Genomic DNA, 13932 nt, shown 5'->3' with positions numbered 1-13932 from the left:
GGGAGTTTGACATGATCCGCAAACCGCCCCCGAGTTAAGCCAGCTGAGTCGCGGACGACTCCACACCCCATATCAACCACAACGTCCAGTTGGTCTGCAGACCTGGCTGCGGTGCACTATTAGGTATCCAGATTATTAAGCCAGCAGCAAATCAAGGAGATCCATGATGAAAACCCTTGCATGCCTTGTCATCGCCAGCTGTGCGCTTGCAAGCCCGGTCGTCAGCTTCGCTCAGAGCAGCGCGCCCGTCACCCGTGAGCAGGTGCGCGAAGAACTGATCCGTCTCGAGCAGGCCGGCTATCGCGTGGGCGACGGCGACCATACGACGTATCCCGAGAAAATTCAGGCTGCTGAAGCGAAGGTCGCTGCACAGGACGGCCAGAAGGCGGGCGACAGTGACGTTGGCGGCACGACGACCAACGGTACCTCGGCGTCCGGCGGTGCCATGCAGGTGTCGAAGCCCTCGCCATCGTCGTGCGTCGGTCCCGCCAGTTACTGCAACCTGTTCTTCGGCAATTGACCGCCGATCGCGCGCCCGACAGCGCCCCGACGATCCGGCTAACCCGCCTTCGTCATGGTGTGTCGGGCGCTCAATCGCCCTTGAGTTGATCCAGCAAATACCGAAGTCGTCTGGCCTGGGCGGGCACGATCTGCGGAGTGGACGCCATGCGCTCTACGCGATCGAGCCAATAGCGCCGACCGAATACGGCGATATTGTCATCGACGGCAACCGCGATCTCGAGGTGCGTAATGGCGCCATCGAGATTTTTCGCCGTATAGGGGTTTTCTTCCTGCGCCGCCGTTTTAGCGTTTTGGCGTGTCGTCACACGCTTCGCATTTTGATTGGCGCGCTTCGGTTGCTGAATGGTTTCTGGTTCAATGGCGATTATCATTATTTTGCCTTACGTTCGAATAGTGGCACCGTGCATACGAATTGCGTACTGCATCGCAACCCCGTCGTAATTTCGGCGCGAGCGTGTCGGCAAGAGATCAAGCAATGGTCGTGCCAGTGATCCACGGCCCGTGGCAGTGGGATAAGGCGGCGCGTGAGAGGGCGGCGCAGGACGATTCCGTCCGCGGAAATGGCGCGGAGTGGACGATTTCGACCACTCCGGCCTGACTATTGGCGTGGCCTGGCGGCGTACCTTAACGCCCTGCGGCGGGTGCCTGGACGTCCAGTCCGATAGAAGCTTCGTGGCGGAGTTCGGCTAGCAACGCTATGGCGTCCGCAATGCGGGTGGTCGAATCGGCCGATTGCTCCCGCAAGGCGCGTGCGAGCGTGTCGATCGCTTCGGCTTGGCGACCCGTGGCGCGCAAGAGGGCGGCGAGATGGCGTGCGGCATCCACGCGCGCGGGCACCGACCCCAACGCGAGCGCCGTTGAAAGGGCGGTGCGCAGTCCCTGCTCGGCGGACGTCAAATCTCCGAGCGCCCACTGCGCCCGCGCGCGGGTGACCAGCAATTCGCCAAGATGGGCGCGCTCCTGGCGGGCGATGGTTTCGTCTACCGCGGCGGCCAGCATCGTTTCGCATTGCTGCGCGCGACCGTATCGCAGCAGAATTTCGCCGTGCTGCCACATCTTGAAGGAATAGAAGAGCGTGCCGCCGTTGCAGACCAGGTGATTGTCGTAGCCGTCGAGCATGACGGCCTCGGCTTCCGCGTTCAAGCCTTGCGCGCTGAGATGGGTGCCGCGCAATATCTGGCCCACGCCGCGATAGAAAGCGAAGCCGTTGGCGATCGACACCGATTCGAGCTCGCTCGCCAGCGGCCCGCGCCGCGTTTGATCGTCGAACAGGCAGGCGAGCCACGCGGCCCCCTGCAGATTGACGGCGTGCGCCAATGCGTGCGTACCGGGCTCGCTGGCGCGCAGGATCAGCATTTCCATCGCGCGCCGGGCCTGCCCGAACTCGCCGATCTGGTAGGCGGCCAGGCCTTCGAAGGTCAACGCGAGGCTCGCAAGGTCGATGCCCTGCGAACCCGTGCGCACATCGTCTCGCGTCACGCCGAGCAGGTTGCCCCGCGCGAGGCAGGCGAGGGCTTCTTCGTTGTCGCCGAGCCAGTAGAGCGTGTTGGCCATGGCAACGTGCGCTTCGTCGAGCGACACGCGGTCCCCGCTGTTCTGGGCACGCTGCAGCATGTCCTGTGCGCTCGCGCGCGCCTGCTTGAGTTGGAGCGTCGTCAACTGGGTGGTCCAGATGCCGAACTGGATCGCCGCGAATTCGCCAGGCTCGCAAATCCCGGCGCCAATCTCGAGCGCCGTCGCGTAGCAGGTCGTGGCTTCGGCGTACAGCCAGCCGTGCACGCTGCGCAGGCTCATGCCGAGCAGCCGGTAGGCGTCGAACTGTGCGCGGCGCGTGGTGGCCTCGTCACGGCTGGTTTGCAGCACATCGACGCAACGCCTCAAATGAGGAATGGCCTCGGCGAAGCGCGATGCGTCGATCAGCGCGCGCGCATGTTCCAGACTCTTGTGGGCTTCGCGATGGTGTTCCTCACGCGACTTCAGGCGGCGCTCGACCGTCTTGCGCCCTACGCCGAGCAAGCTGGCGGCGGCGCTCTTGTTCCCCGCGGTGCGTTCCAGCGCGCGATCGATGAGGAGGTCTTCGGCGGCGGCGAGTTTGTCGCGTCCCTCGAGTTGCAGCAGCATGTCCGCGAGCGCCGCGCGCGAAACCTGTCCGGCCGTTTCGCTGAGGAGAAACGGGTCGAGTGTGTCTTCATCGATCAGAGACTTTTCGGCGAGCACGCTCAGCTGGCTGATCAGGTTGCGTAGTTGCCGGATATGACCGGGCCAGCTATGCCGGCCGAGCCGCCGGATGGCGGCCGGCGAAAACTCGATGCGGCGCGCCTGCTGGGAGGCGAAATGGGTGGCGAGCGCCGGGATGTCTTCGGCGCGCTGGTCGAGCCCGGGCACGGCCAGCACGAACACCGCAAGCCGGTAAAACAGGTCTTCGCGAAACAGGCCCAGGTGCGCCAGTTCGCGCAGATCGCGGTGAGTCGAAGCGACCACGCGCCCTTCGAAGCGCAGGCTCGACGAGGCGCCGACCGGTCGGAACGTCCGTGTTTCGAGCGCACGCAGCAGCTTGGGTTGCAGCGCGAGGGGCAACTCGCCAATCTCGTCGAGCAGCAGCGTGCCTTTGCCGACCTGCTGCAAGAGCCCCGGACGACTCTCGCCGGCGCCCGTGAAAGCGCCTTTGACGTGCCCGAAGAGTTCCGCTTCGACGAGATGTTCGGGAATGGCACCGCAATTCACGTCAACGAACGGTTGATCGTGGCGCAAGCTGCGCGTATGAACGCGGCGCGCGACCAGTTCCTTGCCCGACCCCGTTGGCCCGATGATGAGCAACGCGTGGTCGGTGGGCGCGACGCGATCGATCATCCTGACCAGTTGGCGAAACGCCGGCGCTTCGCCAATGAACGCGTCGTAATCCGCTTTTTCCCCTGTAAGGGAAACGAAGGGGAGCGTACTCATTGCCTCGTGATCTCCGGATAAACGCGTGGCATTTTTACTGTGGTTGTCGTGGCGTCGAATCCTTGAGCGCCATGTGAAGCCGGGTCACATTGTAGTCCTGACGCCAGGCTTCAATCTCGCGTATCGCTTCGGAGAGGGATGCGAAGCCGTGCAGGTTCAGGCATGCGTGGAGGAATGAGGGGTTGCCGTCCGGGACTCAACCGAAATATCGGCCCGTGCAGCTCCACAGGACCTGCATTCAACGGGTGCTCTCGGCCAACTGCCGTCACCCGGCAGCGCGCACGAACTGACACTCGAATGGCCGGTGTGCAGTAGCTAGCGGCCTGCCACTTATGGCCATACATCGCGTGCCACATTGGATAACTCAACGGGCGCTCCAGCCACGGCGCGCGCAGGGCGTCTATTAGCAACACCAGTTGCCGAGGCTCATCGACTTGATTGACGTCGCGCGGGAGAAATTTCCCGTCAACTTATCCAGACCAACTTCCCGGGCCGATATTCCCGATCACTGTTGACACGCTTGAGTCCTGAACCGTCCCGACCCTATGAGGCGTGGCGCACATCTTTCACCGCCGTTTAGGTGCATCCTTTCCGACAGTCCGCAGGTTCTTGTCGCGCTGGCAGAAGGATTGAACAAGATGAAGGCAGCTCAGGAAATGTGTGCACTCGTTCTGGTTGTGTCGTCCGCGTTCGGGACGATTCCAGCGTTTGGGCAATCCACCGTCGAGCCGGTTTCAACGGCGGAAAAGCCAATATTCCGGCTCGGTGACAGCTGGATATTCGGACCAACTCCACCGACGCCGGCCACTCCCGAGCAGATGTCGCATCAGAGAGTCATCGAGATGACGCCCCAGCAAACTAGAATCTCGAAGGCGGGGGGCCGTTTCGAAATAGATCTCGACAGTACCAGCAACATGACCCGAGACCATGATGTTGTGTTCAATCCTTCGCGAGACCTTTTGCATTTTCCGATGAAGGTCGGAGACTCATGGAGCGGGAACTACACATACTCGTCAGGCGACACCCATTGGGTCTCGCACCGGGCTTCCGTTGACGCCACTGAGGTCGTGCACGTGGTGGCCGGCGATTTTTTCGCTTTCAGGCTGACGGACTCGGGAACCGTTCAGCGCATGCATAACGGCATGCTCATTCGTGACTACACGTTCGAAGCCACCTGCTGGTATGCGCCATCCGTCAAGCGGGTCATCAAGTGGACGAGCAAAGGATATGCGGGAGCCCAGCCTCAGTACGACAGTCAATGGGAACTACACAGCTTCAGCCTGGCGCCCGATGCGCCCGTCGCTGCTTCTGCAGCGGCCCAACAGACAACAGGTGCTCAATGAATCTGTGGTGGCTCGATGACATCCCGACACGGCGAGCGCTAGCGAACCGGGAGGGAGAAAGACATGAGCGATCTCTCGAGCAAATGCCGAACGTTGCTGTATCGCATGATGTTGCAAACGCCAGACGGTACCCAACGGAGCCATGTTAGCCGTGTATCAACCGACCGCTAGGCGCTCAGGACCCGCCGTTCCGCAGAGACGAGGGTGAATGGCTGAGAAGGGTCGGGAAGACTCATTCGTTGATAAAGAGAGGAGACATTCGTCGGCACGGGTTTGCGATTGTCAGTGAAGCGACCTTCAGCCGCCACACAGCGGCTGATCGGCGACCGTCGGCAAAGGCAGAAATTTACCTGTAGGTCGTTGGGCAGCATTTTGTTGCGGAGCAGCCGCCCGGGCGAAGGCTCCGCTGGGTCGCTGATAGACAATACGAGGCCAGGCCGGGTGCGAACCTCGGTCTCCAAAGCGAGCGTCGAGATCGGGTACCACAATCGAACTCCCATCGTCCCTGTGGGAGACTGCGATGAAAGCCGATCAATCCCGTGAGGCATGGAACAAGGGCAAGCTGGTCGGTCAGAAGCCGCCGCTGAGGCCGAAGGACGTCTGGGCCATCCGGATCTACCTTCAGAACGCTCAGGCGGTCCGCGATCTCGCCCTGTTCAACCTTGCAATCGACAGCAAACTGCGTGGTTGTGATCTTGTCAGTCTGCGAGTCCGCGATGTCACGCATGGCAATCAGGTCCTGCCGCGGGCGCAAGTCATCCAGCGAAAGACTCAGCGGCCTGTCCAGTTTGAACTGACCGAGTCGACGCGGAACGCGGTCGGCGCGTGGCTTGAGAAGGCTGCCCTCAGATCCGAACAGTACCTCTTCCCAAGTCGGCTCTTGGCGTCCCCGCATCTTTCAACCCGGCAATATGCCCGGATGATACGTCGGTGGGCGGGTGCAGCAGGGTTTGATCCGACTGCGTACGGCACGCATTCGATGCGCCGCACCAAGGCAACCCTGATTTACAAACGCACGAAGAATCTCCGGGCAGTGCAGCTGCTGCTCGGCCATAGCAAGATCGAAAGCTCAATCCGTTACCTTGGCATCGAAGTCGACGACGCGCTTGAGATTTCGATCCGACACGCGATGCGATCTCGCCAAGTCGCAGATCGGTCTGCTCGAGTAGTTGAGCGGCAATGCCCATGCGCCAGCGCGTTAGATAGCTGTGCGGTGGTTCACCTACCGAATTGCTGAAGTTGCGGGCGAACGCAGCGCGCGACAACCCAGCTACTTTGGCAAGTTCCTCCAGTGTCCACGCACGTTCGGGTGCTTCGTGCATGCGCGCGAGAACCCGTGTCACGTGCGGCGTGCGCAGAGCCGAAAACCAGTCGTTTGTTGCGGGAGAGGCAGCGTCGGCCCAATCGCGTATGAAGTAGACGAACATGGACGAGAGAAGGTTACGAACCACGATCTGATTCCCGAAGTTCGGCGCCTCCACTTCATTACGAAGCATGCGCAGCGTGTCGCTTAGAGGTGAGCATCCGGGTTCCGTTCCAGCGCGGAGCGACACGGCTCGTGGTAACGCCCGCAGAGCGGGAAGCGCCAGGTGCTGGTCTATGTCGAACTGGCCGCAAATCAGCGTGGTGGCCTTTGGATTGCGGTCGACGACACCATCACGCATAGCCAGGAACACGTCTAGCGGCATGGCTTTGCCTTGCCCAGAAGTCGACATCTTCCGCTTCGATGCCGACGGCAAGATATTGGAGCACTGGGACGTGCTGCAGCCCGTGCCGAAGACGGCTAACAATGCGAATACGATGTTCTGAACCGGTAACCGGTAACCGGTAACCGATAACCGGGAGGCGGTTTCCAGGGATGACCGGATGCCCCAACGTCCGGACTCCGATGACAATGGATGACTTTTCCTGGCCGGTTGCACCCGCTGAGATTTGGCGTCGCAAAGCTGCCGCTAGCGTAGGCCTGATGTTTTCGACCGGCGGCATACGGCGCAGGGAGTGAAGGCGTACAGCAGGCCAGCAAGAGTCACCCGCGCACTGGGCGGCAGTTTCCTGTCTCATCGCTCGAATGCGTTGCTCCCTGAACATGAACGCTCACATTGAATTCCGGTTTCCGCTCGACTAGTCTGGACGAAACGCACTGGTGGAGTTTCCTCACCTGCACCATGTACTCGGAGCGTCATGGGTAACGATCTGGCGCGGAAGTCAGGCAGGGGCGGTCGGCCTTCGCGGCACGACGCGGAGGTTCGCGTGCAGGTCGTGCTCGACGTGGCAAAGGAAAAATTCCTTTCGGCCGGCTATCGGGAAACGAGCCTCGACGCGATCTCGCGCGACGCTGGAGTGGCGAAAAAGACGCTTTATTGCCACTTCGGCAGCAAAGCGGGACTGTTTGATGCCATCGTGCGGACGCTGGCTGATGCGTGGGTCGAGGAACTCCGGAAAATCGTTGCCAACGATAACGGGCCGGTTGCCGTGCTCGAAGCAGTGGCGCTGCGACTTCTCGACGTCGGCACGCAGAGTGACATGATCGAGCTGTACCGGACGCTCATCGTCGAGTCGCGCCGATTTCCGGCCCTTGTCGACGCTTATCTCGACCGCTGCGGCAACCTGGCGGGCGCGGAGCCGCTGACGGATTATCTGCGGCGCACCGTGGAGCGCGGCGAGTTCACGATTGCGGACGTCGATCTCGCCGTGGAGCAGTTCGTCTATCTGGTGCTCGGCGGCGTGCGTGCGCGGATGCTGCTCGGCTGTGCCCCCCGTCCGAACGCGGCAACCCGGCGGCGCATCGCGCGGCAGGCGGTCCGCATTTTCGTGTCTGGCTGCGCAACCTGATTCACCCTTTTGTAAGCTTTGACCTTTCAGTTATATAGGCATCCGAAATACATCATTCGCTTTGTCGGAGTTGCCGTGGATTCTGTAGAGATGCGCATGAAGCAAGATCCGCGCACCGAAGCCTTCGCAGCAAGTGGCACCGCGCGGCGAAGACGGCGGTACCTTCGCGGCGGCGCGCCACTCGTGCTCGCCGTCTGGCTCGCGGGCTGCATGGTCGGCCCCGACTATCGCAGGCCCGAGGTGCAGGTACCCGAGAGCTTCAAGGAAGGCGTGGACTGGCAGCGCGCCCAGGTCAATCCGACGGCCGCGCTCTCCAGCACGTGGTGGCACATGTATCAGGACGCGACGCTCGACGATCTCGTCGAACGCTCGCTGAAGGCGAATCAGTCGATCGCGGTGGCCGAGGCCGCGTATCGCGTCGCGCTCGCCACCGTCGAATCCAACACCGCAAGCCTCTTCCCGATTGTAACGGGCGACCTTTCGGCCTCGCGCACGGGCTTCGGCAAGGGCGTGACCCAGGTGCCCGGCAGCTCGTCGTCCGTTGCGGGCTCGGGCGGGGGCGTGGTCAACAGCGCGGTTGCACAGGTCTCAGCGAGCTGGGAAATCGACCTGTGGGGCTCGATTCGCCGTGAGATCGAATCCTCGCAGGAAAGCGCTCAGGCAAGCGACGCACAGCTGGCGGGCGAGCGGCTCTCGATCGAGGCGAGCGTGGCCGGGGATTACCTCGCGCTGCGCCAGGCCGACTACGATATCCGCTCGCTCACGAGGCAGCAGGAGATCGATGCCAGGATTCTCGAGATGACCCAGGCCTCATACAGCGCGGGCGCGGCTTCGAGCGACCAGGTGCTCGTGGCCCAGGACGACCTCGAAACCGTCGTCGCCCAGTTGCAGCTCACCAAAATATCCCGCGAGCAGGACGAGCATGCGCTGGCCGTGCTGATCGGCGTGCCGCCCGCGGGTTTCGAGATCGCCCCGGATCCGGACCACGTTTTCGTGATTCCGGACGTGCCACTCGGGCTGCCTTCAGAACTGCTCGAGCGGCGCTACGACGTGGTGAGCGCCGAACGCACGGCCGCAGCCGCGAATTCCAGAATCGGCGTAGCCGAGGCGGCGTTCTTTCCCAGCCTGACGCTGTCGGCGGAAGGCGGCTTCCAGCACAACACGTTCGCCCATCTTTTTTCGCTGCCGAGCCGCTTCTGGACGCTCGGCCCCGAGCTTGCCGAAACGATTTTCGATGCCGGCGCACGCACCGCCGCGGTGAGGCAGGCCCGTGCCACTTATGACGGGGACGTGGCGACCTATCGCAACACGGTGCTGACCGCCTTCGGCAGCGTGGAGGACAGTCTTTCAGCGGTCAACCATCTGCGCGTGCAGGCATCCTCGTACGCCGCTATCCTGCAGCGCAACCAGCAACTCTTCGCCAGCGTTCGGGCGCAGCGCGACGTTGGCTCGGCTAGCGAGCAGGATCTGCTCAACCAGCAGCTCACGTTGATCGAGGCGGAGCAGAACCTGCGCGACACCCAATCGTTGCTCGCCCAAAGCAGTGTCACGCTGGTCAAGAACCTCGGCGGCGGCTGGCAATGGGACGACAACAAGGCGGCCTCGGCGACGGGCCACCCCCTGTCGTCGACGGCGTTTTCGTCGATCGATTCGCAGGCGCGCCGGCAGGACGCCGGATCGCCTCCTAACTGAATGAAGTGCTTCTGACTGGAGTCTCCATTTCATGAAGTCACTGCCCGCCAGCGTGCCCGTGCTTTGCGCGAGTCTGTGCCTCATCGCACTCGCGGCCTGCACGAAGAGCAAGCCCCCAGCGCCGCCCCCGCCGCAGGTGGCCGTGACGACGGCGCATCCGCAGACCGTGCCGCTGACGCGCCAGTTCGTCGGACGCCTTTCGCCGTACTACAGCGCCAACGTCACCGCGCGCGTGTCGGGTGTGCTGGTCAGGCGGGTCTATGCCGAGGGCACCGAAGTCCGGCAGGGGCAAGTGCTGTTCGAGATCGATCCGTCGTACTACAAGGCCCAGCTCGACAACGACATCGCGCAGCAGGCGCTGGATCAGGCCACCTACGTCAACGACCGCATCACCGCGGAGCGCAACCGCAAGCTGCTACCCGTCGGTTCGGTGTCGCAGCAGACAGTCGACAACTCCGATGCGGCCGAGCGCAGTGCGGCGGCCAAGGTGCAGGCGGATCAGGCGCTAGTCCAGAGCGCACGCATCAGTCTCGGCTACACGCGGGTGACTTCGCCGATCAGCGGCATCGCGGGGCAGCAACAGGTGACCGTGGGCGCGGTGGTCGGCAGCAGCACGACTGACGCCGGGACGAGTGGCACGCTGCTGACCACCGTTCAGCAGGTCGACCCGGTGTACGTCAACTTTACGATCAGCGCGCCCGATCTGATCACGCTGCGGCAATCGCAGGGCAGTGGCTCCGTGGATCTTGCGCAGCAAGACTCGACGACCGTCCGGGTGAGCCTGCCCAACGGCACGCCTTACGACCACACCGGCAAGCTCGACTTTTCGGACCCCGCCGTCAACGCCACGACGGGCACCGTCAACCTGCGCGCGCTCCTTGCCAATCCGCAGCATCTGCTCCTGCCCGGCATGTACGTGACGCTGGTTGTCCGCTTCGGTCAACAGAACAACGTCTTCCTGATCCCGCAGCAGGCGCTGCTGCGGGATACGCAGGGAGCGTATCTGCTGGTAGTCGGGCAGGATGGCAAGGTGGTGCGCAAGGACGTCGAAACGAACGCCAGCTTCGGCAATGACTGGATCGTCACGAAAGGCATCGCCGAGGGCGACAAGGTGATCGTCACAGGTGTGCAGGTCGCGCATGAGGGGATGCAGGTCAACGCCAGTCCGTGGCAGCCGCCCGCTCAGCCGCTGGCGGCGGCGCCCGACAGCCCGCCCGCCAGCGCCGCGCACTAGGAGATCCCCCCATGCCGAGCTTTTTCATTGAACGGCCGATATTCGCGTGGGTGGTCGCGATCCTGATCTCGCTGTTCGGCATCATCTCCATGCGCAGCATGGGCATCGATTCGTATCCAGACATTGCGCCACCGCAGGTGACGATTACCTCGACCTATCCGGGCGCGAGCGCCGCGACGATGGAATCGACGGTGACCCAGGTCATCGAGCAGCAGCTCACCGGCATCGACAACCTCCTGTACTTCAGCTCGAATTCGAGTTCCAACGGCCAGAGTGTCATCACGCTCAGCTTTGCGATCGGCACCAACCCGGACATTGCGCAGGTGCAGGTGCAGAACAAGGTTCAGATCGCCGAGCCGTTGCTGCCCTCGCAGGTGACGCAGCAAGGCGTGGTGGTCGCGAAGTCGAGCCCGGACATCCTGTTGTTCGTCGCGCTGCGCTCGAACAGTCCGGGCATTGACGCGGCGCGACTTTCGGACATCGTTGCGTCACAGATCCAGCCGGTGATCGGGCGCATCAGCGGTGTCGGCAATACCACGCTGCTCGGCTCCGAATACGCAGTGCGCATCTGGATCGACCCCGACAAGCTGCAGGGCTACGGACTCTCGACCACCCAGGTCCTCAACGCAGTGAATGACCAGAATGCGCAGTTCGCGGCCGGCTCTCTCGGTGCGGATCCGGCGGTGAAGGGGCAAGTCTTCACAGCGACGGTGTCCGGCGACATGCGGTTCTCTTCGCTGCAGCAGTTCCGCGACATCATTTTGCTGGCGAACAGCAACGGCACGACGGTACGGCTCTCGGACGTCGCGCGTGTCAGTTTCGGTCCGCAGACCAATGGCCTGGCGTCGGTCTACGACGGCAAGCCCGCAGGCGGCATGGGCGTGTTCCTGCTGCCGGGCGCCAACGCGCTCAAGGTGGCCAACGTCGTCAAGTCCACCATGGCGGATCTCGCGAAGGACCTGCCGCCGGGCGTGACATGGGACATCCCGTACGACACCACGCCGTTCATCACGGCTTCCATCACCGACGTGGTCAAGACACTGATCGAAGCCGTCGTGCTGGTGTTCTTCGTGATGCTGATCTTCCTGCAGAACTTCCGGGCCACGCTCATCCCGACCCTCGTGATTCCGGTTGCGCTGCTCGGCACTTTCATCGGGCTTGCGGCGCTGAATTTCACGCTAAACCAGCTGACGCTGTTCGGGATGGTGCTTGCGATCGGCATCGTCGTGGACGACGCGATTGTGGTGATCGAGAACGTCGAGCGGATCATGAGCGAGGAGCATCTGGAGCCGAAAGCGGCCACGCGCAAGGCCATGGCGCAGATCACGGGCGCCATCGTCGCGATCACGGTCGTGCTGTCGGCCGTATTCGTGCCGTCCGCGCTGCAACCCGGTGCGAACGGCATCATCTATGCGCAGTTCGCGCTCACCATCGCGGTCTCGATGGTGTTCTCCGCGTTTCTGGCAATGTCGTTCACGCCGTCGCTCTGCGCGGCCATCCTGAAGCCGGTTCACGAGCATGAGAAGGGCGTGCTTTTCCGCTGGTTCGACCGCGGCTTCGACCGGATGTCCCACACCTATCTGGGACACGTCGGACGGGCCGTGCGTCATGCGCCCCGCTGGATGATGGCCTTCGTGCTCGTGGTCGTGCTGACCGGATTCCTCTACACGAAATTGCCGACGGGCTTCGTGCCCGACGAAGACCAGGGTTTCATGCTGGCGCTCGTGAACCTGCCGCCGGGCTCGACGCTGCAGAGTACGAACCGCGTGATGGGCGAAGTGCGCGACAAGCTGGTCCATAGCGACATCGGCAGGGATATCTACGCCATGTTCCAGCCGGAAGGCTACAGCTTCGTCGGTACCAACGAAAATGTCGGTATGACGTTCATCAAGCTCGTCGATTGGAGCAAGCGTGGGCGAACGGCGATGGATCTGATCCCGCAGGCCAACAAAATCCTGCACAGCATTCCGGACGCCCAACTGTTCGTTGTGAATCTGCCGACGATCCGCGGGCTGAGCCAGTTCGGTGGCGTCGACATGTATCTTCAGGCGCGCGCAGGCCAGTCGCGCGCGGAACTGGGTGCCGCCGAAGCGACGCTGCTCGAGAACGCCAGCAAGAACGACGTTCTTTTCGGCGTCCGACCGAACTCGCTACCCAACGCGCCGCAACTGCAGATCGCGGTGGATCGCCCTCAGGCACAGTCGATGGGGCTGTCGCTGACGGATGTCTACCAGACGATCGGCGCGGAGCTGGCGCCGTTCTACGTGAACCAGTTTACCTACGGCGGTCGCGTGAAGAAGGTGTTCCTCCAGGCGGATGCGCCGTACCGAATGGGCCTCGATGCATTCCAGCACCTCTATACGCCGTCGGGTATCACCAACGCCGCGTCGGGCACTGCCAGCACCGCAGGGACGGTGACCAACACGAGTGGTTATCTGACCCAGGTTGACCCGTCGGTGGCGAACACGTCGATCAGCCCGTACAACATGGTGCCGCTGTCGAGCGTCGTCACGACCAACTGGTACAACGGGCCGACCGTGCTGCCGCGCTACAACGGCTATTCCGCAGTCGAAGTCGTCGGCAATTCGGCGCCCGGCTATTCAACGGGCCAGGCGATGCAGGCGCTGCAGGGCATCGTCAATCAAAAGCTGCCGCACGGATTCGATGCGGATTGGACCGGGCAGTCCTATCAGGAAATACTGTCGGGAAGCTCGGCGACAGCACTCATGGCGTTGTCGATCCTGGTGGTCTTTCTGTGTCTGGCGGCGCTCTATGAGAGCTGGTCGATTCCGGCTGCGGTGCTGCTCGTGGTCCCTCTCGGGATGCTCGGCATGCTGGCGTTCTGTCTGTGGCGCAACGTGCCTAACGACATCTACTTCAAGATCGGTCTCGTCACGGTGATCGGCCTGGCCGCGAAGAACGCTATTCTGATCGTCGAATTCGCGGTCGAAGGGCAGGCGAACGGGATGACGCTCTACGATGCGGTCACGACCGCGGCACGGCTGCGCTTGCGCCCGATCCTGATGACTTCGATGGCCTTTATTCTGGGCGTGTTCCCACTCGTCATCTCCACCGGGGCCGGCGCTTCGTCCCGGCACGAGATCGGCACTGGCGTAATTGGCGGGATGTTCTTCGCGACGTTCTTCGGGCTGCTGCTGATTCCGGTGTTCTATGTGACGGTGCGACGACTGCTCGGTGACAAGCTCGATGAGGTCACGCACAAACTGAAGCATCATGCCGGCGGGGCAACGGCGGCACATGCCCCCGCGCGCGAGGGCGGCGGCGATATCGGTCAATATCGGTGATCGGGACCGCGACCCGAACAGGCCTCATTGTGTCGCGCTGCCGAGGCACCGAAGGATACGC

At 62.7% G+C, this 13932-nt stretch carries 8 protein-coding genes and 4 pseudogenes; 8 read left to right on the top strand and 4 right to left on the bottom strand.

Annotation, left to right across the window (positions count from 1 at the left end; all coding sequences use genetic code 11):
• The first annotated feature begins 166 nt into the window (after nucleotides 1-166).
• The gene (locus tag BO1_RS09285) at nucleotides 167-520 is read left to right on the top strand and encodes a DUF4148 domain-containing protein (RefSeq protein WP_156992186.1); all 354 of its coding nucleotides are present in this window, start codon (nucleotides 167-169) and stop codon (nucleotides 518-520) included.
• 70 nt (nucleotides 521-590) lie between these two features.
• Here the strand turns inward: BO1_RS09285 and BO1_RS56260 are convergent, their stop codons facing one another.
• The 3 genes and pseudogenes from BO1_RS56260 to BO1_RS57260 form a co-directional block, all read right to left on the bottom strand.
• A complete protein-coding gene (locus BO1_RS56260; protein ID WP_052409405.1) occupies nucleotides 591-893 on the bottom strand; it encodes a hypothetical protein in 303 nt (100 codons plus the stop codon).
• 253 nt (nucleotides 894-1146) lie between these two features.
• Entirely contained in the window at nucleotides 1147-3465 is a 2319-nt protein-coding gene (locus BO1_RS09275; protein ID WP_028217317.1) for a sigma-54-dependent transcriptional regulator, read from the bottom strand.
• A 34-nt stretch (nucleotides 3466-3499) separates the two neighbouring features.
• Nucleotides 3500-3634 (bottom strand): annotated as a pseudogene (locus BO1_RS57260) (integrase core domain-containing protein); the annotation flags it as partial.
• A 469-nt stretch (nucleotides 3635-4103) separates the two neighbouring features.
• On the opposite strand from BO1_RS57260, the gene BO1_RS09270 reads away from it, so the two are divergent.
• Together BO1_RS09270 and BO1_RS50310 are read left to right on the top strand one after the other, a co-directional pair.
• Nucleotides 4104-4808, top strand: coding sequence for a hypothetical protein (locus tag BO1_RS09270; protein WP_028217316.1), 705 nt, complete (start codon nucleotides 4104-4106; stop codon nucleotides 4806-4808).
• Between the two features lie 520 nt (nucleotides 4809-5328).
• Nucleotides 5329-5925: pseudogene (locus BO1_RS50310) on the top strand (tyrosine-type recombinase/integrase); the annotation flags it as partial.
• A gap of 46 nt (nucleotides 5926-5971) precedes the next feature.
• On the opposite strand, the pseudogene BO1_RS60995 reads toward BO1_RS50310, so the two are convergent.
• Nucleotides 5972-6472, bottom strand: a pseudogene (locus BO1_RS60995) (cupin domain-containing protein); the annotation flags it as partial.
• 43 nt (nucleotides 6473-6515) lie between these two features.
• On the opposite strand from BO1_RS60995, the pseudogene BO1_RS62270 reads away from it, so the two are divergent.
• From BO1_RS62270 to BO1_RS50295, 5 genes and pseudogenes are all read left to right on the top strand, one after another.
• Nucleotides 6516-6617, top strand: a pseudogene (locus tag BO1_RS62270) (nuclear transport factor 2 family protein); the annotation flags it as partial.
• Nucleotides 6618-7058: 441 nt separating this feature from the next.
• Complete coding sequence (locus BO1_RS09255; RefSeq protein ID WP_245643749.1) at nucleotides 7059-7640, top strand: TetR/AcrR family transcriptional regulator; 582 nt, start codon at nucleotides 7059-7061, stop codon at nucleotides 7638-7640.
• A gap of 96 nt (nucleotides 7641-7736) precedes the next feature.
• Nucleotides 7737-9332 carry an efflux transporter outer membrane subunit gene (locus BO1_RS50305; RefSeq protein WP_043284330.1) on the top strand — a complete coding sequence of 532 codons (1596 nt, stop codon included), beginning with the start codon at nucleotides 7737-7739 and terminating at the stop codon, nucleotides 9330-9332.
• Between the two features lie 31 nt (nucleotides 9333-9363).
• Nucleotides 9364-10566, top strand: a complete 1203-nt coding sequence (locus BO1_RS50300) for an efflux RND transporter periplasmic adaptor subunit (RefSeq protein ID WP_043284268.1) — start codon at nucleotides 9364-9366, stop codon at nucleotides 10564-10566.
• 11 nt (nucleotides 10567-10577) lie between these two features.
• Nucleotides 10578-13871 (top strand): efflux RND transporter permease subunit, encoded by a 3294-nt coding sequence (locus BO1_RS50295; protein ID WP_043284265.1) that lies wholly within the window; start codon nucleotides 10578-10580, stop codon nucleotides 13869-13871.
• Nucleotides 13872-13932: the final 61 nt, after the last annotated feature.

The organism is Paraburkholderia oxyphila NBRC 105797 (assembly GCF_000685075.1).
Taxonomy (GTDB): Bacteria; Pseudomonadota; Gammaproteobacteria; order Burkholderiales; family Burkholderiaceae; genus Paraburkholderia; species Paraburkholderia oxyphila.
Note: the sequence above shows the minus strand (reverse complement) of the source record. Positions and strands in the feature narration are given on the sequence as shown.

Excerpts from the sequence above, each read along its gene's own strand:
- BO1_RS09285 (WP_156992186.1), top strand. The coding sequence starts at position 167 with ATGAAAACCCTTGCATGCCTTGTCATCGCCAGCTGTGCGCTTGCAAGC.
- BO1_RS56260 (WP_052409405.1), bottom strand. The coding sequence starts at position 893 with ATGATAATCGCCATTGAACCAGAAACCATTCAGCAACCGAAGCGCGCC.
- BO1_RS09275 (WP_028217317.1), bottom strand. The coding sequence starts at position 3,465 with ATGAGTACGCTCCCCTTCGTTTCCCTTACAGGGGAAAAAGCGGATTAC.
- BO1_RS09270 (WP_028217316.1), top strand. The coding sequence starts at position 4,104 with ATGAAGGCAGCTCAGGAAATGTGTGCACTCGTTCTGGTTGTGTCGTCC.
- BO1_RS50305 (WP_043284330.1), top strand. The coding sequence starts at position 7,737 with ATGAAGCAAGATCCGCGCACCGAAGCCTTCGCAGCAAGTGGCACCGCG.
- BO1_RS50300 (WP_043284268.1), top strand. The coding sequence starts at position 9,364 with ATGAAGTCACTGCCCGCCAGCGTGCCCGTGCTTTGCGCGAGTCTGTGC.
- BO1_RS50295 (WP_043284265.1), top strand. The coding sequence starts at position 10,578 with ATGCCGAGCTTTTTCATTGAACGGCCGATATTCGCGTGGGTGGTCGCG.